The organism is Loktanella sp. M215, assembly GCF_021735925.1.
Lineage (GTDB): Bacteria > Pseudomonadota > Alphaproteobacteria > Rhodobacterales > Rhodobacteraceae > Loktanella.
On record NZ_WMEA01000004.1, the window covers coordinates 114,294 to 133,985 of the forward strand.

Here is a 19,692-nt window from a genome sequence, read left to right on the forward strand (position 1 = left end):
ATGCCACCGCGCATCCCCGTCTCCGAGGCGCAGATCGACCGTGTCGTGTCGCAATTCTATCAGCGTGTCCGGGCGCATCCTGCGCTTGGGCCCGTTTTTGGGCGACACGTCGCGGACTGGCCGGCGCACGAAGAAAAGATCGGACGGTTTTGGCGCAATGCCCTGTTGCTGCAACGCTGCTATGACGGCAACCCGATGCAGGTTCACAGGACCGCAGGCGACGTCAAGGCCCAACACTTCCCCGTCTGGCTGTCGATATTCGACGCTGTCCTGGCGGAAGAATTACCGCAGCACCTCGCACAGGCATGGTCCGCGCTGGCGCACCGGATCGGGCGGGGGTTGAGCTTTGGGCTACCGCAGAACGAAAACGCTGGCCCGGTGCCCTACCTGGGCGGCATTTGAAACAGCACATTTTCTGAGTGTGCCCGCATCACTTTAAAGCGGTTCGGCACTGTCACGTCGGCGGAACGTCCGGCGGTCTGGCATAAAAATCGACCCGCATCCGCATGGGGCCAAGCGGCTCCACGGAATGGGGCTGGTCGGGATGTATCAGGCCGGGATGCTCCGGATCGAGGATCGTCTCTGACCTAGGCTCAATCACCCGGTATAGCAGGCGTCCCTCCAAAACTTGAATGACACCCCAAACGCCTTCCTTTGTGCGATGCTCTTTGCGCAGCCCCGCAGGCAGAGTGACCTCGTCGAACACAGGCGTGCTCTTGTAAGGCGTTGTCGCGAAGGTCGCGGCGCGGAAGTGATCGGCGCGGTGAACCAGATCCGTCATGTGGTGGGACGCCTGAACGGTCAGGGGATGCTGTGTCGCGCCGGCCCGCGGTGCAATATAGCCCCCCATATCGAGCGCGAGCTGCCGCTGTTGATCGGAGCCTTCAGCCAGAACGGCGATCATCAGGTTCTCGAGCGCGATCACTCGCATGCGCAGATGAACCAGTTCGGCATTGGTCAGTTCCGGAACCTCAGCGCTCGACTCCACCGCCATTTCGGTCGTGGCACCGCCTTCATTTTCCCATCGCGACAACACCCGTTGACGCAGCTCAGTTGTCTCAAAGGTCAGGTCAGGGTCGGACATCAGGATCTCCACTTGGCCGTGCTGAAAGGGGTTTGGATGAGCATCAGCGGTAGCCAATACCTTTCACGAAATCGATCATCTGCGCTTCCTCGTATTCGGCATCGCCTAACAGGGCGCGGAGAATGATCTGGGCGGTCAGCACGCCGACCGGCGGATTGTCCGCATCCACCGCCGGGATGTTCTTCAGATGTCGCTGCTGCATCAATTCAGACACGGATTTCAATTGATCTGCGCCCCGGCACGATGCCACATCACCTGTCATGACAGTCGAAACGGGGCACATGCAGGTCGCGCCCTGGCAGGTGCTGATCTGCCGCACGACATCCGTTTTCGTGACGACACCTCGCAGGATACCGTCACCGTCGCACACGACGACAAGGTCAGTTTGCGCACTCAATAGCTTGGCCGCTTCGATCAGTCTGGCGTCTTCACGGATGGTGACGAGCCTCTCCGATGCCGTCTGCAACAGTCCCTCAACCAGCATGTCTTGTCTCCCAATGACCAGGTGCGGTGTCGTCGCCGCAAAATGCTGAAGTGCTGCGGTGTGCCACTCTCATGCCGGGCGAATAAACATGCGCTCAGTGTCGCCGTCAGGTGCGATCTCGCCGCGGATGGCACGATATGCGTGCCAGGTGGCGTGCCCTAAAAGCGGAAAGATCAGGATCAAACCCAGGAATCCCGTCAGCATTGATAGTAGGAATAACACGAGGACAATGGCCCCCCACGCCAGCATGACGGGCAGGTTATTCCACACCATCGCCATACTGATCCCCAAGGCGGACATGGCATCAGTCCGTTCGGTCAGCAACATGGGTACCGCAAAAACGCTGATGGCAAAGGAGAAGGCCGCAAAGAGCGCACCGACAGCGCTGCCCACGAACAGGACCGCCCAGCCGGTTGGTGTCACGAACAGCATCGGCACGATCTGATCCGTTCCGGGAAACGGCACGATGCCAAAGAACAACGCCCAGATCAGAACGGCCGCGCGCATCCACAGCAGAAACAGACAGAGCAGCAGGACGCCCATGAACAAGGCCTGATAGCCCGACCGGGGTTTGACGAAGATCATTTCCAGGTAGCTGGTCGCCGTATCCGTCTCGAGGCGGCGGCTTTTCTCATAGAGACCATTCGCGATCAACGGACCGATGACCATGAACCCGGCAAGCGCGGGAAGGAGCACATAGCCGTAGTCAAAACGAAACAACGCCCACACGATCAGGGCTGAAACGGCAAAGAGCCCGCAGCCGTAGAGCAGACTTGGTAAAGGGTTCCGCCACAGGTCTGACCACCCGGCCCGCAGCCAGTCAAACGCGGTGCGCCACGGCAGCTCCCGCGCACGCCGGTTCTCCCGTGGCAGCGGTGGTACGATCTTGGGAATACCGTCGTCGGCATGCGGATTGTCCGGCGGCGGCGGCGCGTCAGTATCTTGGGTGTGATTGCTCAACATGATGGTTTCGCCGCGCTATAGACCACGACGCCTTCCTTTGCGGGTTGCAGGACACAATCGGGTTTCGATGCGAGCGATACCGCGATCAAATGGGCGTTGGCCCCAATGAACAGGAGCATCACGGCAGCGGTGGCTGCGATTGCGAACAGGCGCGGGCCCGTCCAGAAGCGATCTTGGCGGCCCGCAAGCGGACGTATGATGTCCGTCATTACAGGGCCTCCTGACCGAGATGTTGCAGGTAAACGGCCAAGATCTTGCGCTCCGTCAGGGATAAGCGATCCTCCCAGGTGGGCATCCAACCTTGCCGGCCATTCCAAATGGTTTCGTACATGGCCTTGTCGTCGCCACCATAAATCCAGAACGCGTCGGTCAGGTTTGGTGCGCCGAGATCCGTATTGCCGTGACCATTCTCTCCATGACAGGCGGCGCAGTTATTCGCGAAAATCTCTGCCCCGGCGGCGATCCTGTCTGCGGGTGCGTCCGTACCCGACAGCGACTGGACGTAGTCGATGACACGCCGGATATCGTCGCGCGGCAGGATACCGTCACGACCGAAGGCCAGCATCTGTGCATAGCGCGTGTCGGGGTGGGTCGCATTGATGCCGACGCGCAGCGTCTCCATAATCGTGTCGGTGTCACCTCCCCACAGCCAAGCGGTGTCGATGAGGCTGGGAAACCCAGGACCACCGGCCGCATCGGTTCCGTGACAACCGGCGCAGTTATCGCCGAAGATCTGATGCGCTGTCCCCGTCACCCGGGCCTTCAATTCAGGATCTTGCAGAATGTCAGCTGTGGGAAGCGTCGCGATGCGGTCTGCCCAGTCGGCACGGGCGAGGTTCGCAAGCACGATATCCTGCTTGACCACGTCGCGCTGATCGAAACCAAGAAGACCTTTTGTATAGGTCGTGACCAGCGGCCACGTCGGAAGCAGGATCCACATGAGCAGCGCGAACAGGTGTGTCACGATGATGAAGAACCACACGATGCGGGGCACACGGGTGTTCAGCTCCGTGATGCCGTTCCATTCATGACCGGTCGTCTGGTGCCCGGTGAGGGGGTCGCGATCCTTTACCGACATGCCTCGTCCTCCGGCTTGGTCGCGGTGGGCTGCGCTGGCCCGTCCTCATCGTCGAGGATACTGTTGGCCGCCTTGTCAAACCGGCCGCCAAGCGAGGGCCAGTAGGCATAGGCCGTGATCGCGACCGACAGGCCCAGAAGCCAGAACAGGCCAAACGACTTGGACAGCGCGACATACCATTCGTGGGTCATGTCCATCATCTACTCCTCTGCCATCGGCTGGGTATTCTGCGCCACATCGGTCAGATTGCCGAGGATCTGAAGATATGCGACCAGCGCGTCCATCTCGGTCAGACGATCGCCTTGCCCGTCAAAGGCGCGCACGGCGGTCGCCTCACCGTATCGGTCCAGCACACCGCTCGCGCGGTCACCATCGGGCCGCGCCTGCCCCAGCGCATCGTCGGCCGCGTTGGCGATCATGTCATCGGTATAGGGCACGCCCACCATGCGCAGCGCATCGAGCCTGCCCGGCAGGTCGTCGGTGCGCAGCGGGGTCTCCAGCAGGAAGGCGTATTGTGGCATCACGGATTGCGGCACCAGATCGCGCGGGTTGATCAGATGACGCACCTGCCAGTCATCGGAATACTTGTCTCCGACCCGCGCGAGGTCCGGTCCCGTGCGCTTTGATCCCCACAGCATCGGGTGATCGTATTTCGACTCCACGGCCAGCGAATAGGGACCGTAGCGTTCCACCTCGTCGCGCAGCGTGCGGATCATCTGGCTATGGCAGGCATAGCATCCTTCGCGGATGTAGATATCGCGCCCGGCCTGTTCCAGCGGCGTATAAACCCGCATGTCCGCCACATCCTCGACCGTGTCGTCGATGGTGAACAAGGGTGCGATCTCGACAAATCCGCCGACACCGGCGGCAAGGATGATGCCAGCGGTCAGTGCCATCGAATGCCGTTCCATCCGGTAGTGGGTCTTGGCCTGAAACTCGAAGACACGGGCGAAGGGTTTAAGAAGGGTTTTCAACATGAGCTTACTCCGCCGCCGGCACTGCCGGCTCCATGGCTTCGGATGTGGTCGGATAGTCGATGGCCGGGGCGTGATGCGGCACGCGCCGGATCGTCATGACGACATTCCAAAAGCAGATGCAGGCACCCGTAAAGAACAGCAGCCCGCCGAAGGCCCGTGCGATATAGTAGGGATGCATCGCAATCAGCGTATCGACGAAGGAAAAGCGGAGCGTGCCGCTCTCGGTATATGTCCGCCACATCAGGCCTTGGGTGATGCCGCCGTTCCACATCGCAAAGACGTAGATGACCGTCCCCGACAGGGCCAACCAGAAGTGCCACTCGACCGCTTTCCATGAATACATCGCCTCGCGTCGCCACAGCATGGGCGTCAGCGCATAGATCGACCCGAACGTGATCATCGCGACCCACCCCATCGCCCCGGAGTGGACATGACCGACCGTCCAGTCGGTGTAATGCGACAGGGCGTTGACCGGGCGGATCGCCATGAAAGACCCCTCGAATGTCGACAACCCGTAGAACACGGCCGCCACCATCATGAAGCGCAGGGTCGCGTCGTCGCGGACCTTGTGCCACGCTCCGTTGAGGGTCATCAGCGCATTGCCCGCCGAAGCCCAGCTGGGGACCAGCAACATGACCGAGAACGTGACACCCAGCGTCTGCACCCATTGCGGCAGTGCCGTGTAATGCAGGTGGTGCGATCCGACCCAAATATAAAAGAACACGATGCCCCAGAACGACAGGATCGACAGGCGGTAGGAATAGATCGGCCGCCCTGCCCGCTTCGGCAGAAAATAGTAAAGCATGCCAAGAAAGCCGGTGGTCAGAAAGAAGGCGACCGCGTTGTGGCCATACCACCACTGCACCATCGCATCCTGCACGCCCGAGAACGCCGAATAACTCTTGGCGCCCGAGAAGGACGCCGGGATCGCCAGATTATTGACGATGTGCAGGATCGCCACGACCAGGATGAACGAAAGGTAATACCAGTTGGAGACGTAGATGTGCGGCTCATTCCGACGGGCGAGTGTGCGGATGTAGAGGACGAAATAAACCACCCAGACGATCACCAGCCACAGGTCGGCATACCATTCCGGCTCTGCGTATTCCTTGGACTGGGTGATGCCCATCAGATAGCCGCTGGCGGCGACCACGCAGAACAGATTGAACCCCAGCAACACGAACCAGGGCGAGACCTGGTCCGGCATCCGTGCACGGCTGGTGCGCTGCATGATGTGATAGGATGTGGCAATCAGGGCATTGCCGCCAAAGCCAAAGATCACGCCGGACGTATGCACCGGGCGGATGCGGCCAAAGCTGGACCAGGCCGCGTCGAACCGCAGATCCGGCCAGGCCAGCTGCGACGCCACCCACACGCCCATGCCCATCGCGACGACGGCCCAGAACAGGGCGAGAAGGATTCCGACCTTCGTGGGATCGTCGTAATAAGATACGCTGCGGTCCTCGACAGGCTCAGCGTCGTAAAGCTTTTGGCCCACGATAAAGAACAATACACCGCAGAACAGCAGGATGATCCAGCCATGTGCGCCCATGGGATCGTTGCGCCCCACGACAGCCATCGTCAGGCCGATCAGCACGCCCGCGCCCGTGATCAGCATGGCCCTCGCGCGTTCGGTGCTCGTGAGATTGGACATCATGGCGCGGTCTCCTTGGTCGTGTTGGACGGGCGTGCAGATGCAGCCGGAAGCGGGTGGTCATCGTCGAAGAGAATGCGTTCGGCATCGCCTGACAGGTCGTCGTACTGGTTGCTGCGCAGCGACCAGAAGAAGACGCACAGACCGACGGCCCCCATGCCCAGGGTAATCGGGATCAGGAACGCCAGAATGGTCATGCGGGCACCTGCGACCCGCCAAGGCGGGCTGCAGGCGTTTGGCGCGGCTGTGCGGCGCGGTTCAGCCGAAGGGCGTTGCCGATCACAAGAAGCGACGACGCCGACATCGCGAGTGCGGCAATCAAGGGCGTCACCAGACCGGCCATGGCCAGCGGGATCGCGATGCAGTTGTAGGCGATGGCGAGCGCGAAGTTCTGCCGCACGATCCGCGCGGTATCGCGGGCCATGCGCCAGGCGGTCGGCACGGCATCCAGCCCATCCCGCAGAAAAATGAAATCCGCGGCCGTCCGTCCGGCGTCCGACGCGCTGGCGGGTGCCATTGACACGTGCGCGGCCGCAAGCGCCGCCGCATCGTTCAATCCGTCACCGACCATCAGCGCACGGGAACCACCGTCCCGCAGGTCATTGAGCACCGCAATCTTGTCTGCGGGTGTTTGACCGGATTTCACGTCGGAGATGTCCAGTTGGTTCGCAATGCTGTTTGCCCGCGCCGCGATATCGCCAGACAGCATGGCAACGGGAATCCGTGCTGCGGCAAATGACTTGATCGCATCGACGGCACCGGGGCGCAGAGTCTCTGTCAGGTCGAATGACATCGCAGGCCCGTCCGCAAAGGCGAAGACGGGACTTGCACGATCCTTGGCCTGCACACTGATGTCCGCGACCCAGTCCGCACGGCCCAGCCTGACGGCACGTCCGCCCACGCAACCAGCGATGCCGAACCCCGGCACTTCGGTTGCATCGTCCAGCTGGCAGGGCCGTTCAGCGATACTCATCGCGATCGCACGAGCGGCAGGATGGACCGACTTCGAAGCCAAGGCCTTGGCCGCGGTGCGAAGTGCCGGATCGTCGGGGCCGAAACCAATTGCCGCTGTACCCATGGTCAGCGTCCCCGTCTTGTCGAAAACCACGCGGTCGATATCGGCGAGCCGTTCCAGCGCGGATCCATCTTTCATCAGGATACCCATCCGCATCAGACGACCGGAGGCCACGACATGCGCTACGGGCACAGCCAGACCCAGCGCACAGGGGCAGGTGATGATCAGAACGCTGATCGCAACAAAGGCAGAGGTGTGCCAGTCACCTGTGGCAAGGACCCAGCCGACAAATGTTGCCAGTGCCAGCAGATGCACGACTGGCGCATAGAGCCGTGCGGCGCGGTCGGCGATGCGCACGTAGGTGCCGCGACCGGTCTCAGCCTCTGACTGCATGCGCATCATCTGCGCGAGAAATGACTCGTCAGCAGACCGCTGGACTTCGGCCTCGACGGCACCGGTCAGGTTCAGCGTGCCGGCTTCCAGCGTGTCACCAAAGCCAGCCGGCACCGGCATCGCTTCGCCGGTCACAAGAGACCGATCCAGATCGGTGGAGCCTGAAATGATCTGCACATCCACCGGTACACGCTCGTCCGGGCCAATGGCTATGATTGCACCGGGTGCAATGGCGCTCAGCGGCACATAGGTCAGCGACCCATCGGACTGGCGCAGCATCGCGCCCCGCGGTGACAGCCGCGCTAGCCCGGAGACCGCACTGCGCGCACGTTCGCGCATCAGGTGATCGAGGTAGCGGCCCGACAGAAGAAAGAAGAGCAAGGTCACGGCGGCGTCGAAAAAGGCCTGTTCGCCGCCACGCATCGTCTCGACCAGGCTCAATGCCAAAGCCAGAACGACAGCGACAGCGATCGGCACATCCATGTTGAGCCGCCCCACCCACAAGGCCTGCAATGCTGACCGGAAAAACGGCTGACCGGCATAGGCCACGACCGGGACGGCGATCAGTGCAGAGATCAGGTGAAACGTGTCTCGCGTCTCACCAGCAGCACCTGACCAGACGGCGACCGACAATATCATGATGTTCATCGCCCCGAACCCGGCCACGGCGATCGCGCGTAACAGGCCGCGGCCGACAGTGTCGGTATCGTTGTCGTGCGATTGGTGCTGATCCGAAGGGATTGCAGGGTATCCAAGCATGGTCAGCGCAGAAATGACGGATGTGGGATCTGTGTCTGCATCGGCGAAGGTCACAACCGCCTGCTTCAGGGTCAGGTTCACCCTCGCAGATGCGACATCCGTGCGTGCATTCAGGGCACGCTCAATCGTGGCGACGCACCCCCCGCATCGCAGGTCAGGAATCGACAGCACGCACTGCCCCCGGCCGTCGGACAGCGCACGCACAGCGGTACGGGCCTCGGCTTCCCGCCATGCACGCGAAGACAAATGCAAGACGTCGTCGCTGCATGTTCGCGGATGTGTTCCGATCCCTGACACCCCGTCCACTCCTGATTACTCTTTGTGCGATCCCAAGTTTTACACGAAGGATCGGGCCACCGATTGATATGGATCAAAGTTTTCAGGAATTACGACGGTAGGCTGCAAGTCCGTCCGGCACCGTCCGGTCAGGCACAGGAGTGACAACCTTGCGTGGACCCAGCATTGAAATCAGCGAGAGGGGCGCCGCGCGTTTTGAGACGTGTCTGGCCCAACAGGTCGACCTCTGCTGCGCACTTGAAACACTCGCGGATGCTTTGCCATCACGCGTCGATACAAGGGCCGCTACGCTATTGGCGGAAACACTTCAGGAAACTTTGCACCACTGCCACCAGATGGAAGAGACCTTCATCTTTCCGGCTCTTTTGACTTCACGCCCGGACATGCTTTCGACCATCACCCGACTGCGGGCCGAACACGTCGAAGATGAGGAACAGGCCTGCGAGGTAAAGGATGCAATCATGGCTTTCGTCATTTTGCAGAAGCGCAAGGATGTCGAAGAGTTTGGCTATCTGCTGCGGGGCCTTTTCGTGGCGCTAAGGCGGCACCTGGCTTTCGATCGGGACTATATGTTGCCGCTGTACCGCCGCACGGACGCGGTCTCGAACATCATAATCCTGCCGCAACCTCAAGCACACTGAAATCATTTATAGTGACCAGTCGGTTCTTCTGGATCGTCAGAACCCCTGCCTTGCGCAATTGCGTCAGATGTCGGCTGACCGTTTCAACCGTCAGACCCAGAAAGTCTGCGATGTCCGATCGCTTGAGCGGGATTTCCAGATGATCCGAGTAACCCTCCACCTGAGGATCGACGTGACGGGACAAAAGCAAAAGGAACGTTGCAACCTTTTCTGCCGCTGACTTCTGACCCAGGGTCATCATCCAATCTCGCGCGTCATCCAGCTCACGCAAGGCTTGCTCGTGCAGGCGATGTTCCAGGCCCGGCGACTGACGCACCATTTCTTCCAGGGCGCTGCGCGGGAAAGTGCAAATACGCACGGTGCTCGCCGCCTCGGCGCTAACGTCGCTGCTTTCGGCAAAGGGGCGTCCCACGAAATCGGGCGCAAACTGAAGCCCGACAATCTGCTGACGTCCGTCGGCCATCAGCTTACTCAGCTTGACGATCCCGCTCAGGATGTTTGCGTATCCGTCCGTTGGAACACCCGCCGCGACAAGCTCTGTTCCCGCCTCGACCTCGCGCCGGCCCGTCTGGCGTCCGAGCTGCTGCAACTGCTTGGGATCGAGCGCGCCGCAAATGCCCCTGTGGCGCGCTTCGCAGGCCTGACAGAGCACCGGTATATCGGAATTGTGTATGTCGATTCGCATGGCAACGTCCTCTCTTATGACGGTAGCCCCGACACTCGACCTTTACCTAAAGAGGAAATGCGCAGCTATTGAATGCGGGCTCGCAAATTTGCGAAGGCCCATATGTCCGCATCACATGTCTACAGGAAAACCAGAGGCGTCGCTAACGGTTTTCATCATTGGCGCTCCGGGCGGCATTCGGGGGCGCAGGGCAAAGGCCACAGGCCATGCATCTCCGGTACGAATTCATTTGAAATGATCTGTGAAATGTTTGCGCTAGATCAACATGGTTTTGCATCGATGGCCTATCGTTGTCTTGAAATTCAGACTTGGAAGGAATTCGACATGCTCAAGCAAATCATCTTCGGTCTCGCAACAGGGGTACTGCTTGCGGGAAGTGCTGTCGCCGAAACCTACGAGGTGCAGATGCTTAATCGCAGTGGCACCGACACGATGGCGTTCGAGCCCGCCTTCTTGCGGATCGCCCCCGGTGACACAGTCAAATTTATCGCGACCGACAAGGGGCACAACGCCGAGATCATCGACGGCATGCTCCCGGACGGAGCCGAGGCCTTCCAAGGAAAGGTCAACGAGGAAATCGAGGTCCAGTTGGATGTTGAAGGCCTCTACGCCGTCAAATGCCTTCCTCATTTTTCGATGGGCATGGTGATGACGATTGCTGTCGGTGCGGATGAGACCCCACCCGAGGGATATCTCGAAGGACGCCTGCCACCCCGCGCAAAAGAGCGTCTGACCGCGCAACTTGAAGGTCTCTGAGCTCATCCACGCGGGTGCGCAAGCGGTGCACCCGTGCGCCCGCAGCCTGACACAAGGAAACACATCATGTTACATGATAAGAAAACCGGTACGCTGAACACGAGCCGTCGTAACCTTTTGCGTGGGACTGCTTTGGCCGGGGCCGCAGCCATGACCGGCACCTTTGCCACGGCCGCTCCGATGCGCCGGCCGTTAACGACGCCATCTCTACGCATGCCAGATAATGCGTTCGTACAGGCGCAGGCGCAGCAAATGGCCGAAGCGGAACCCGTCGACTTGTCGGGTTACGAGCGCGTACAACAACGTCTCGTCCGCCCACCCAATGCCCCCGACCACGATCAGGTCGCAACGGGTGAGCCGAAAATTGTCGAGATCGAGTTAACGGTCGATGAACGTCTCATGGTGGTCGATGAAGATACCGGCGCGTCGATCTGGGCGATGACCTACAACGGCTCGGTCCCCGGCCCGTTGATCATCGTCCATCAGGGAGACTACGTCGAACTGACGCTCAAAAGCCATACGCGGAATGTTCTGGAACATAACATCGACTTTCACGCCTCGACCGGCGGGTTGGGCGGCGGTGCGCTGACTCATATCTACCCTGGTGAAGAGACCGTGTTGCGCTGGAAGGCCACGAAAGCCGGATGTTTTACCTACCACTGCGCCCCGGGTGGCGCGATGATCCCCTACCATGTCTGCCACGGCATGAACGGTGCTGTCATGGTGCTGCCGCGTGACGGTCTGAAAGATCGTGATGGGAACGCCCTGCCCTACGACAAGATCGCCTATATCGGTGAGCAGGATTATTATTTGCCGATGGACGAAGATGGCACCTATCGGACCTATCGCAATGCCGGTGACGATTATGCCGATTCACTTGCCGCCATGCGCACTCTCACGCCCAGCCATGTGGTGTTCAACGGCGCTGTCGGTGCGCTTACCGGCAACCGGGCAATAACCGCAGAAGTGGGTCAGACCGTGCTGATGATCCACAACCAGTGCAATCGCGACAGCCGTCCGCACCTGATTGGTGGACATGGCGCGTTCGTCTGGGAAAGTTCCTTCACCGATCCGCCACTGACCGGAATGGAAACATGGTTCGTCCGTGGCGGCAGCGCCGTTGCAGCCATGTACACGTTCGAGCAGCCAGGGGTGTACGCCTACGTGAACCATAACCTCATCGAAGGCGCGCTTTTAGGTGCAACGGCGCATTTCAGTGTCGGTGGCGTATGGAACAACGCACTCATGGAGCAGGTCGTCGCCCCCCGCACAATGGAGACATAACCTGTGAATGCACTATTTCAATTGGAACCTCCAAAACCAACGAATAGTCACCCAGTCTTTCAACGCAAAGATAACATGTCGCACTGTTAAATTGCTAAGCAAAGGGAAAGGGTATTTGATCGAACAAACGGGTAGGACCAGAATTTGCATGAAAAATCCAATCGTGTCAAATTTTCTTGGCAATAACAATAATATATTTCCATACGTTAAGTACTGAGAGGCGAATGCCAATGAATTATCTCATTATTTTCGAAACCGGAGAAGGCCAAACGCGCAAGATTGTCGCCTTTGTTGAGCGGCAAATAATGATCGCTGGCCATAAAGTTCGCATCTATAATTCTGAAGGCAGACCCGCCGGGTTGTCTTTCGATGACATAGACAAGGTGGTGCTGGCTGCACCCGTCCATGAACGGCGCCATCCAAAAGATTTCGAAGGTGTGGTTTCCACTCACATCAAGGCACTGAAGGCGCGCCCTACCTTGCTTCTCTCGATCAGCCTCAAAGCAGCATTTCCTGAGGGACTGGAAGAAGCGCAAGATTATTTGACGGAAATGAAGATGAGGACGGGTTTCAACCCAGACCATGAGGCGTCAATAGCAGGCGCCGTCCGTCCCCAAGCCTATGGCTATTTCGAGAGCCAAGTCGTCCAATACGTCCTGCTAGAGGGACGCGACGTAAACATTATCGACGGCATCCGCGAGTTTACTGATTGGGACCGGCTTGCTGCCATTTCTGCGTCGTTTTTGACCTGCAACCCGTCACAAAATTAGGCTTATGCGATATGTCAGCAGTACTGACATATTGCATATCATCGGCAGCTAAACAGCCCCCAATAGCCGGATCAGGTTTGATGATATGCGGAAGTCGTGTGTTTAAAGGAGGCCTTCGCGTTCCGCTTTCTTGCGAGCAAGTTTCCTTTGCCGACGGACAGCTTCAGCTTTTTCGCGCGCCTTGCGAACAGACGGTTTTTCGAAATGCTGCTTAAGCCGCATCTCACGAAAAACACCTTCGCCTTGAAGTTTTTTCTTCAGAACGCGCAACGCCTGGTCGACGTTGTTGTCACGAACGCTGACAAGCATATGAACTTCACCATGTTGGTATGTGTTAAATCAGGAATACGATAACTTTCGGATTCAGCAAGTCTGTAAGGCACATCATTGCAAAAAATTCTGCCCCTTGCCGACCGTGGCGGACACTGCCTGATGATCAGGAAGCATCAGTCATCACGCTGAGGCATATCGTTGAGTTGATCTGTCATTGACGTGACTGCATGCACCTCTTTGATCTGATCCGTAAATCAGGTTGCTGGACATAATATTTCGTGAGTCGCTATACTCTCATAACAATGATCAATTTTTAGATGACTGAGTGAAAAATCGATGCGCCCCAGTGAGCGAAACGCCGTGTCGATCAATGGTCAAGGCGACACGCCAGTCGTCTTCCTGCACGGCTATGGTTGCGACAGCGGAATGTGGCGCGCGATTTTACCCGCCTTTCAGGACAGCTTCAGGACGGTCGCCTACGATCTCACCGGATCGGGGCGGTCCGATGCGACCGCCTATTATCCGGCACGTTATGCCTCGCTGACGGCCCATGCTGACGACTTGATCGCCATTCTGGAGGATCTGGACCTTCGCGACGTGATTGCCATCGGACACTCCATCAGTGCGATGACGATTGGTCTGGACGCAACGCGGCGTCCCGATCTGATCGGGCGGCTGGTCATGGTCTGCCCGTCGCCCAGCTACATCGACGATGGAAATTATACGGGTGGCTTCACCAAGGCCGACCTGCTGGACCTGATTGATGTGCTGGACGCGAACTATTTGGGCTGGGCGCGCCAGATGGCACCAGCCATCATCGGTGCGGCGTCGCAGCCCGAACTGGGCCATCTGCTGACCGACAGCTTCTGCCGGACCGACCCGGACATCGCACGGCACTTTGCCAAGGTGACGTTCCTGCAGGATCACAGGGCCGAGGTAAAGGACATCGCACAGCCGACGCTGATCCTGCAGTGTCGTGACGATGTCCTTGTTCCGCCGCAGGTTGGCGACTGGATGGTGGCCCACATGCCCGATGCCAGTCTGACCGTGCTGGATGCGACGGGGCACTGCCCCCACATGAGTGCGCCAGCGCTGACGGCAGATGCCATCATGCGGTTCCTGCGCACGCCGGTTGCGGCCTGACGACCCCCGTGGACCGGCAGGCTCAAATAAAGGCTTGGCCCTGCGGTCTGATCGAAGTGGACGGCGTAGGCCGGGTCAGCGTCTTGAACGCACGGATGGCGGGTTGGCTGGGGTTGGCTGACGATACTTGTGACCTGAACCTGCATGACTTGCTGCCGCGCCCCGTGCGGATCTACTATGAAACGCATCTTCGCCCGCTCCTGTTGGTAGAAGGTGCGCTGGACGAGGTTTCTGTCGACTTCCTGCGCGGCGACGGCACGCGGTTCGGGACCTATATGAACGCATCCGCCGACATTATTGACGGCCAGGTCGAGCGGATCAGAATGGCTGTCTTTCGCCACGACGCCCGCAAGTCGTTCGAGGAGGAGCTCATCGCCCGCCGCCGGGAAAGCGACGTCTTCAAGGTGCTGGTGGCGTCTTCGCCGCAGGCCGTTATCTCGGTCGACGACGGGATGATCGTGCGGACATGGAACACCGCAGCGACCAATCTGTTCGGCTACGCCGCGGACACACTCATTGGAGAACCTGTGGGTTCAGTCCTGCTATCAACAGACACGCGCGGGACCTTCGCGACGTCCCTGGCGCGCGCCATGACCGGCGAGGTTGTGCGCGAGGAGACCGTGCGCATCCACCGCGACGGGCATCCTATTGCCGTCGAGGCGTCCATGGCCGCCGTCCATGACGAATTGGGTCAGGTATTCGGCGTCGTGATGACCTACACGAACATCAGCCAACGCAAGACAGCGGAGGCGGAGGCGCGCAACCTTTTGCTCGAGCTCAACCACCGCGCCAAGAATGTGCTGTCGATCGTGCAGGTGATCGCGCGACAGACCGGCCGATTGCACGACGGTCCCGATTTTCACGCGATGCTGTCGCAGCGCCTTGCCAGCCTGATTTCCAATCAGGAAAGCTTGGTTCACAAGGATGGTCGCAATGCCGATCTGGCGCAACTCGTGCGGGCGCAATTCTCTCATCTGGTCGACCCGTTAGCACCGACGCTGACCTTCAATGGACCAGACCTGCTGCTGAGCCGCGAAGCGTCGCAGGCTATCGGCATGGCGATCTTTGAACTTGTCACGAACGCGGTCAAATACGGTGCGCTATCGCAACCGGCCGGCCGTGTGTCGTTGCTGTGGACCGTTAGCGACGGCCTCGAATCCGACACTCGACATGGTCTGGCAGGAAGAGGGCGGACCGGTCGTCACGGCGCCCAAACGTCAGGGCTTTGGATTCCAAGTCACGGGGCCGATCCTCGAGAACGTAACAGGCGGCCAAACTACACACGCGTTCGGTGAGGACGGTTTTTGCTGGATCTATACCGCGCCAATTGATCGGCTCACCTGAACGGTTGCCTGTCAGCAGATGCTTGCGACCAAGAACCTGGAACGACCGCTATGCGGACAATACGGCCTTAAAAGAAAACTTGACCCGCACCTTTTATATCTATAATTCTTGATGTATGGATAAGAATAATGCACTCGACGCTTTTGCCGCTCTCAGTCAAGCCACCCGGCTCGATGTGTTTCGTCTTCTCATCAAAGCTGGCGAGGCCGGTATGTCGGCTGGCGACATCAGCGACACCCTCGGGGTCCGTCAAAACACGATGTCGACCAACCTCGCGATCCTCGCGCGTTCAGGCTTGATCCGGAGTGAGCGCGAGGGGCGCAGCATCCGCTACTTTGCGGACATGGACGGAATGCGCGGTCTCCTGGCTTTTTTGATGGAGGATTGCTGCGGCGGTCGCCCGGAGCTGTGCCAGCCGGTCATCAACGAACTTGCCTGCGCCTGTTAGGAGACGGACATGACCAAGGAAGTCTACAACGTCCTGTTCCTTTGCACCGGAAACTCTGCTCGGTCGATCATCGCAGAAGCCATCATGAACCGGGAGAGGATGGGCAAATTCAAGGCTTATTCAGCCGGATCGAAGCCGGGATCTGCACCACACCCCTACACGCTCGATCTGCTTCGGGGCCTGCACCACGACACCGGCTTTGCACGATCCAAAAGTTGGGATGAATTTGCCGGCTCCGATGCGCCGCAGATGGATTTCGTGTTTACCGTCTGCGACAACGCAGCGGCCGAAGAATGTCCATTCTGGCCGGGTCAGCCGATGACCGCCCATTGGGGCGTGCCTGATCCTGTAAAGGTCGAAGGTCCCGAAGCCGTCAAGCGGCTCGCCTTCGCGGAAACCTACCGGATGCTCCGCAGCCGCATTTCCATCTTCGTCAGCCTGCCGCTCGGCTCGCTTGATCGGATGGCTCTGCAACGCAACCTCGATGACATTGGCAAGTCTGCCGCCAAAGCCGACTGACCCCCACTCTTCTGAAAGCCTGACATGACCGATACATCGCTTCCCGCTGCGGCGGGACTGGGACCTTTTGAACGCTGGCTGTCCGTCTGGGTGGCGCTGGCGATTGGCGCAGGGCTATTGCTCGGCAATCTGTTTCCGGGCGCGTTTGCAGCACTCGCCTCTCTGGAAATTGCGTCAGTCAACTTGCCCGTAGCGGTGCTGATCTGGGCCATGGTCTATCCCATGATGGTGGGTGTGGATTTCGGTGTGCTGCGCCAGGTGGGCGACAAGCCCAAGGGGCTGGTCGTCACGCTGGTGGTCAACTGGCTGATCAAGCCCTTCACGATGGCAGCACTCGGTGTGCTGTTTTTCAACTACGTTTTTGCGGGCCTGATCCCGCCGGATGACGCGCAAGCCTATCTGGCGGGCGTGATCCTGCTGGGGGCGGCACCCTGCACTGCGATGGTGTTCGTCTGGTCGAACCTGACGCGCGGCGACGCCACCTACACTCTCGTGCAGGTCAGTGTGAATGATGTCGTCATGGTCTTTGCCTTTGCGCCCATCGTGGCCTTCCTGCTGGGGGCGACGGACATCGTCGTGCCTTGGGACACCCTGCTGTTGTCGGTCGGCCTCTATGTCATGTTGCCGCTCTTGGTCGGATACCTGACGCGACAGCGCCTGATCGCCAGAGGTGGCGAAGCCGCTGTCAATACCTTTAAGTCTCGCGTTCAGCCGTTCTCGATTATCGGCTTGTTGGTAACTGTCATGCTGCTCTTCGCCTTTCAGGGGGAGGTGATCCTTGAGCGCCCGCTGGTGATCGCTCTGATTGCCGTGCCGTTGTTGATCCAGTCCTACGGCATCTTCTTTCTGGCCTACGGGGCCGCGCGGGCTTGGGGCATCCCGTTCAACGTCGCGGCCCCCTGCGCTCTCATCGGCACGTCCAACTTCTTTGAACTGGCCGTCGCCGTCGCGATCAGCCTGTTCGGTTTGGGGTCGGGCGCAGCGCTGGCAACGGTCGTTGGCGTGCTGGTGGAAGTGTCGGTCATGCTTTCACTTGTCGCATTCGCGAACAGAACACAGCACTGGTTTCCCTCTGAAGGAGGTTCAGCATGACCGTCGTCATCCACCACAATCCCGACTGCGGCACGTCCCGCAACGTACTGGCGATCATCGCGGCGGCGGGCGAGACTCCGGTGGTCATCTCCTATCTCGACACCGGCTGGACCCGTCCGCAGCTTCTGGCACTGTTTGCTGCCGCCGATCTAACGCCGCGTACTGCACTGCGGACGACGAAATCGCCAGCTGAGGCGCTGGGGCTGCTCGATCCTTCCGTGGACGACGACGCAGTTCTTGCCGTGATGCTGGAGCACCCCGTTCTGGTCAACCGTCCCATCGTCTACTCACCAAAAGGCGTCCGGCTCTGCCGCCCAAGCGAAGCGGTGCTGGATCTTCTCGACCGCCTGCCCCCCGGACCAATGGCAAAAGAAGACGGCTCGCTGCTGATCGATGCGGAAGGAAACCGCGTTGGCTGATACCCCGAACATTGAAGACGGGCATTTCGAGGCGATCGACATGGATCGCCTGCTTGCGCCTGTGCGGGCAACGCACGCCCCACGTATTTTGCTGCTCTACGGCTCGCTCCGGGACCGGTCATTCAGTCGGTTGATAACCGAGGAAGCGGCTCGCATCTTGACGCGCTTGGGGGCCGAGACGCGAACCTATTGCCCATCTGGCCTGCCGATGCCGGACGATGCAGAGGCCACTCATCCAAAAATGCAGGAACTGCGTGATCTGGTGACGTGGTCCGAAGGGATGGTCTGGTGTTCACCAGAACGGCATGGGGCCATGACCGGCATCATGAAAACCCAGATCGACTGGATTCCGCTGTCCCTTGGCGGCGTGCTACCGACGCAGGGCAAAACGCTGGCCGTCATGCAGGTCAGCGGCGGTTTGCAAAGCTTCAATGCCGTGAACCAGCTCCGCATCCTTGGGCGCTGGATGCGCCTGCTGACGATTCCGAACCAGTCCTCCACGCCGAAGGCTTTTCTGGAATTCGACGATGCCGTCCGAATGAAACCGTCGCCATTCTACGATCGGGTCGTTGATGTCATGGAAGAGCTGATGAAGTTCACAATTCCGACCAGAGACAACAAGGACTACTTATGAATCGCTACAGCGAGCGGAAGGAAAGCGCCGCCGCGTTGTCGGAGCGCGTCAATCAGAAGGCGATCTGATCGACTTTTCCAAACCAATGGCTCCAAGGTGAGCTTTAGCCGCAGTGCAGCAATTGTCAGTTTAGGCGCGTTCACGCCGTTCGCTGCGCAATGCAGCAATGTCCGGTCTGCGGAAAAGTTAACATGTCAAAAACCCTCTTTTTGGGAGCGGGTTATCGTCGCCCCTACGCCTGTTTTTTGGGTCGCCCACCCTTGGCACCATTGGCGCGGGCGGCAGTTGCTTTGGCGGGCGACTTTGATCGCCCCGCTTGCCGTGCCATTGCCTTGCTCATCCACTCTCTGGTCCCGAACACACCGGCCACCAACGCAGGTACGTAGAGGTCCACGTCCAGCTTGGGCCAGTGCAGGTTGAAGCCCATGCCATCAACCTTGATCGTGTCGAGATCCTCTGGGCTGGCATCGCTCAGATCCTGCACGAGATGTGATGGAAACACATAGGTGCAGCCGTTCATCAGATCGACGGTGACGCGACCTGTTTTTCGGTTGTAGCGTGCCGCAGCGGCGCGAGGTTCAGTTTCCAGCGCGATGCGCCCGCGGGCTTCTGCCGTTTCAAATTGTGCATCAGTTAGATTGTCCATGAATACGCTCCCATTCCTGCAAAAACGCGTCGCTGCGCTTGATTACGTCTGCCATCAGTCGTCGCTGGTCAGATTGCTTGATGCCGATAAAATAGACGGCCTCAGGTTTGCCATCAGGCCCCGCCAGATTGACCTTCGCCTGCCCTGCTCCGGTGATGTGGATATGTGCTGGTTCGTGATCTGCCGTGTAAATGACGAACCTGAATCCATAAGCGCGATGAATGACAACCATGCTGCTAATTTAACCCAACAGTTGGGTTTTTCAAGTGCGTTGGACAACAAGTGGCAGATTTGATTGGGGGGCGCCAGAAATGAAGGTTTTGGGTTGATCTAC

General features: G+C 59.3%; 24 protein-coding genes and 2 pseudogenes. 12 read left to right on the forward strand and 14 right to left on the reverse strand.

Translation table 11 applies throughout. From position 1 onward, the window contains the following. Complete coding sequence (locus GLR48_RS20600) at positions 1 to 402, forward strand: group III truncated hemoglobin (RefSeq protein ID WP_237064938.1); 402 nt, start codon at positions 1 to 3, stop codon at positions 400 to 402. A 52-nt stretch (positions 403 to 454) separates the two neighbouring features. On the opposite strand, the gene GLR48_RS20605 is transcribed toward GLR48_RS20600, so the two are convergent. From GLR48_RS20605 to GLR48_RS20650, 10 genes and pseudogenes are all read right to left on the reverse strand, one after another. Continuing rightward, positions 455 to 1,084 (reverse strand): DUF1971 domain-containing protein, encoded by a 630-nt coding sequence (locus GLR48_RS20605; RefSeq protein ID WP_237064941.1) that lies wholly within the window; start codon positions 1,082 to 1,084, stop codon positions 455 to 457. A gap of 43 nt (positions 1,085 to 1,127) precedes the next feature. Then, positions 1,128 to 1,568, reverse strand: a complete 441-nt coding sequence (locus tag GLR48_RS20610) for a CBS domain-containing protein (protein WP_237064943.1) — start codon at positions 1,566 to 1,568, stop codon at positions 1,128 to 1,130. 69 nt (positions 1,569 to 1,637) lie between these two features. Further along, the gene (locus GLR48_RS20615) at positions 1,638 to 2,531 is read right to left on the reverse strand and encodes a DUF2189 domain-containing protein (protein ID WP_237064945.1); all 894 of its coding nucleotides are present in this window, start codon (positions 2,529 to 2,531) and stop codon (positions 1,638 to 1,640) included. After that, positions 2,525 to 2,740, reverse strand: coding sequence for a hypothetical protein (locus tag GLR48_RS20620; protein ID WP_237064947.1), 216 nt, complete (start codon positions 2,738 to 2,740; stop codon positions 2,525 to 2,527). The genes GLR48_RS20615 and GLR48_RS20620 overlap by 7 nt, the downstream gene beginning before the upstream one ends. Continuing rightward, on the reverse strand, positions 2,740 to 3,609 hold the full coding sequence (gene ccoP, locus GLR48_RS20625; RefSeq protein WP_237064949.1) for a cytochrome-c oxidase, cbb3-type subunit III: 870 nt from the start codon (positions 3,607 to 3,609) through the stop codon (positions 2,740 to 2,742). Before ccoP ends, GLR48_RS20620 begins: the two co-directional genes overlap by 1 nt. Then, on the reverse strand, positions 3,600 to 3,806 hold the full coding sequence (locus tag GLR48_RS20630) for a cbb3-type cytochrome c oxidase subunit 3 (RefSeq protein WP_237064951.1): 207 nt from the start codon (positions 3,804 to 3,806) through the stop codon (positions 3,600 to 3,602). The genes ccoP and GLR48_RS20630 overlap by 10 nt, the downstream gene beginning before the upstream one ends. Positions 3,807 to 3,809: 3 nt before the next feature. After that, positions 3,810 to 4,586, reverse strand: a complete 777-nt coding sequence (ccoO, locus tag GLR48_RS20635; protein ID WP_237064960.1) for a cytochrome-c oxidase, cbb3-type subunit II — start codon at positions 4,584 to 4,586, stop codon at positions 3,810 to 3,812. Between the two features lie 4 nt (positions 4,587 to 4,590). Next, the gene (ccoN, locus tag GLR48_RS20640) at positions 4,591 to 6,243 is read right to left on the reverse strand and encodes a cytochrome-c oxidase, cbb3-type subunit I (RefSeq protein ID WP_237064962.1); all 1,653 of its coding nucleotides are present in this window, start codon (positions 6,241 to 6,243) and stop codon (positions 4,591 to 4,593) included. Positions 6,244 to 6,293: 50 nt separating this feature from the next. Further along, a pseudogene (gene ccoS / locus GLR48_RS20645) lies at positions 6,294 to 6,437 on the reverse strand (cbb3-type cytochrome oxidase assembly protein CcoS); the annotation flags it as partial. After that, complete coding sequence (locus GLR48_RS20650; protein ID WP_336886663.1) at positions 6,434 to 8,713, reverse strand: heavy metal translocating P-type ATPase; 2,280 nt, start codon at positions 8,711 to 8,713, stop codon at positions 6,434 to 6,436. The pseudogene ccoS and the gene GLR48_RS20650, both read right to left, overlap by 4 nt. Before the next feature lie 140 nt (positions 8,714 to 8,853). On the opposite strand from GLR48_RS20650, the gene GLR48_RS20655 reads away from it, so the two are divergent. After that, positions 8,854 to 9,345, forward strand: coding sequence for a hemerythrin domain-containing protein (locus GLR48_RS20655; protein WP_237064968.1), 492 nt, complete (start codon positions 8,854 to 8,856; stop codon positions 9,343 to 9,345). On the opposite strand, the gene GLR48_RS20660 is transcribed toward GLR48_RS20655, so the two are convergent. After that, on the reverse strand, positions 9,314 to 10,030 hold the full coding sequence (locus GLR48_RS20660) for a Crp/Fnr family transcriptional regulator (RefSeq protein ID WP_237064970.1): 717 nt from the start codon (positions 10,028 to 10,030) through the stop codon (positions 9,314 to 9,316). The two genes, GLR48_RS20655 and GLR48_RS20660, sit on opposite strands and share 32 nt — an antisense overlap. 246 nt (positions 10,031 to 10,276) lie before the next feature. Here GLR48_RS20660 and GLR48_RS20665 point away from each other — a divergent pair, with 246 nt between their 5' ends. From GLR48_RS20665 to GLR48_RS20675, 3 genes are all read left to right on the forward strand, one after another. Further along, positions 10,277 to 10,786 carry a pseudoazurin gene (locus tag GLR48_RS20665; RefSeq protein WP_237064972.1) on the forward strand — a complete coding sequence of 170 codons (510 nt, stop codon included), beginning with the start codon at positions 10,277 to 10,279 and terminating at the stop codon, positions 10,784 to 10,786. 66 nt (positions 10,787 to 10,852) lie between these two features. After that, complete coding sequence (nirK, locus tag GLR48_RS20670; protein ID WP_237064974.1) at positions 10,853 to 12,070, forward strand: copper-containing nitrite reductase; 1,218 nt, start codon at positions 10,853 to 10,855, stop codon at positions 12,068 to 12,070. Between the two features lie 230 nt (positions 12,071 to 12,300). Further along, entirely contained in the window at positions 12,301 to 12,840 is a 540-nt protein-coding gene (locus GLR48_RS20675; protein ID WP_237064976.1) for a flavodoxin domain-containing protein, read from the forward strand. A 102-nt stretch (positions 12,841 to 12,942) separates the two neighbouring features. Here GLR48_RS20675 and rpsU read toward each other — a convergent pair whose 3' ends face one another. Continuing rightward, positions 12,943 to 13,149 (reverse strand): 30S ribosomal protein S21, encoded by a 207-nt coding sequence (gene rpsU, locus GLR48_RS20680; RefSeq protein ID WP_237064978.1) that lies wholly within the window; start codon positions 13,147 to 13,149, stop codon positions 12,943 to 12,945. A 300-nt stretch (positions 13,150 to 13,449) separates the two neighbouring features. Here rpsU and GLR48_RS20685 point away from each other — a divergent pair, with 300 nt between their 5' ends. The 7 genes and pseudogenes from GLR48_RS20685 (at position 13,450) to arsH (ending at position 18,780) form a co-directional block, all read left to right on the forward strand. Continuing rightward, on the forward strand, positions 13,450 to 14,256 hold the full coding sequence (locus GLR48_RS20685) for an alpha/beta fold hydrolase (protein ID WP_237064981.1): 807 nt from the start codon (positions 13,450 to 13,452) through the stop codon (positions 14,254 to 14,256). Between the two features lie 83 nt (positions 14,257 to 14,339). Beyond that, entirely contained in the window at positions 14,340 to 15,551 is a 1,212-nt protein-coding gene (locus tag GLR48_RS20690) for a sensor histidine kinase (protein WP_237064983.1), read from the forward strand. Between the two features lie 164 nt (positions 15,552 to 15,715). Beyond that, positions 15,716 to 16,048 (forward strand): ArsR/SmtB family transcription factor, encoded by a 333-nt coding sequence (locus tag GLR48_RS20695; RefSeq protein WP_237064985.1) that lies wholly within the window; start codon positions 15,716 to 15,718, stop codon positions 16,046 to 16,048. Positions 16,049 to 16,057: 9 nt separating this feature from the next. Continuing rightward, complete coding sequence (locus GLR48_RS20700) at positions 16,058 to 16,567, forward strand: arsenate reductase ArsC (protein WP_237064986.1); 510 nt, start codon at positions 16,058 to 16,060, stop codon at positions 16,565 to 16,567. 24 nt (positions 16,568 to 16,591) lie between these two features. Next, positions 16,592 to 17,659, forward strand: a complete 1,068-nt coding sequence (gene arsB, locus GLR48_RS20705) for an ACR3 family arsenite efflux transporter (RefSeq protein WP_237064988.1) — start codon at positions 16,592 to 16,594, stop codon at positions 17,657 to 17,659. Continuing rightward, on the forward strand, positions 17,656 to 18,078 hold the full coding sequence (locus GLR48_RS20710; protein WP_237064990.1) for an arsenate reductase family protein: 423 nt from the start codon (positions 17,656 to 17,658) through the stop codon (positions 18,076 to 18,078). Before arsB ends, GLR48_RS20710 begins: the two co-directional genes overlap by 4 nt. Continuing rightward, positions 18,071 to 18,780, forward strand: a pseudogene (gene arsH, locus GLR48_RS20715) (arsenical resistance protein ArsH). Before GLR48_RS20710 ends, arsH begins: the two are co-directional and overlap by 8 nt. A 164-nt stretch (positions 18,781 to 18,944) precedes the next feature. On the opposite strand, the gene GLR48_RS20720 reads toward arsH, so the two are convergent. Beyond that, positions 18,945 to 19,358, reverse strand: coding sequence for a DUF2442 domain-containing protein (locus tag GLR48_RS20720; RefSeq protein ID WP_237064992.1), 414 nt, complete (start codon positions 19,356 to 19,358; stop codon positions 18,945 to 18,947). Further along, entirely contained in the window at positions 19,342 to 19,590 is a 249-nt protein-coding gene (locus GLR48_RS20725; RefSeq protein WP_237064994.1) for a DUF4160 domain-containing protein, read from the reverse strand. Before GLR48_RS20725 ends, GLR48_RS20720 begins: the two co-directional genes overlap by 17 nt. Positions 19,591 to 19,692: the final 102 nt, after the last annotated feature.

Bases quoted from the DNA above. Each gene is read 5' to 3' on its own strand.
- GLR48_RS20605 (WP_237064941.1), bottom strand. From the start codon at position 1,084: ATGTCCGACCCTGACCTGACCTTTGAGACAACTGAGCTGCGTCAACGG.
- GLR48_RS20620 (WP_237064947.1), bottom strand. From the start codon at position 2,740: ATGACGGACATCATACGTCCGCTTGCGGGCCGCCAAGATCGCTTCTGG.
- GLR48_RS20630 (WP_237064951.1), bottom strand. From the start codon at position 3,806: ATGGACATGACCCACGAATGGTATGTCGCGCTGTCCAAGTCGTTTGGC.
- GLR48_RS20675 (WP_237064976.1), top strand. From the start codon at position 12,301: ATGAATTATCTCATTATTTTCGAAACCGGAGAAGGCCAAACGCGCAAG.
- GLR48_RS20720 (WP_237064992.1), bottom strand. From the start codon at position 19,358: ATGGACAATCTAACTGATGCACAATTTGAAACGGCAGAAGCCCGCGGG.
- GLR48_RS20615 (WP_237064945.1), bottom strand. From the start codon at position 2,531: ATGTTGAGCAATCACACCCAAGATACTGACGCGCCGCCGCCGCCGGAC.
- GLR48_RS20695 (WP_237064985.1), top strand. From the start codon at position 15,716: ATGGATAAGAATAATGCACTCGACGCTTTTGCCGCTCTCAGTCAAGCC.
- GLR48_RS20710 (WP_237064990.1), top strand. From the start codon at position 17,656: ATGACCGTCGTCATCCACCACAATCCCGACTGCGGCACGTCCCGCAAC.
- nirK (WP_237064974.1), top strand. From the start codon at position 10,853: ATGTTACATGATAAGAAAACCGGTACGCTGAACACGAGCCGTCGTAAC.
- ccoO (WP_237064960.1), bottom strand. From the start codon at position 4,586: ATGTTGAAAACCCTTCTTAAACCCTTCGCCCGTGTCTTCGAGTTTCAG.
- rpsU (WP_237064978.1), bottom strand. From the start codon at position 13,149: ATGCTTGTCAGCGTTCGTGACAACAACGTCGACCAGGCGTTGCGCGTT.
- GLR48_RS20685 (WP_237064981.1), top strand. From the start codon at position 13,450: ATGCGCCCCAGTGAGCGAAACGCCGTGTCGATCAATGGTCAAGGCGAC.
- GLR48_RS20660 (WP_237064970.1), bottom strand. From the start codon at position 10,030: ATGCGAATCGACATACACAATTCCGATATACCGGTGCTCTGTCAGGCC.
- GLR48_RS20610 (WP_237064943.1), bottom strand. From the start codon at position 1,568: ATGCTGGTTGAGGGACTGTTGCAGACGGCATCGGAGAGGCTCGTCACC.
- GLR48_RS20700 (WP_237064986.1), top strand. From the start codon at position 16,058: ATGACCAAGGAAGTCTACAACGTCCTGTTCCTTTGCACCGGAAACTCT.
- GLR48_RS20725 (WP_237064994.1), bottom strand. From the start codon at position 19,590: ATGGTTGTCATTCATCGCGCTTATGGATTCAGGTTCGTCATTTACACG.
- arsB (WP_237064988.1), top strand. From the start codon at position 16,592: ATGACCGATACATCGCTTCCCGCTGCGGCGGGACTGGGACCTTTTGAA.
- GLR48_RS20665 (WP_237064972.1), top strand. From the start codon at position 10,277: ATGTTTGCGCTAGATCAACATGGTTTTGCATCGATGGCCTATCGTTGT.
- GLR48_RS20600 (WP_237064938.1), top strand. From the start codon at position 1: ATGCCACCGCGCATCCCCGTCTCCGAGGCGCAGATCGACCGTGTCGTG.
- ccoN (WP_237064962.1), bottom strand. From the start codon at position 6,243: ATGATGTCCAATCTCACGAGCACCGAACGCGCGAGGGCCATGCTGATC.
- ccoP (WP_237064949.1), bottom strand. From the start codon at position 3,609: ATGTCGGTAAAGGATCGCGACCCCCTCACCGGGCACCAGACGACCGGT.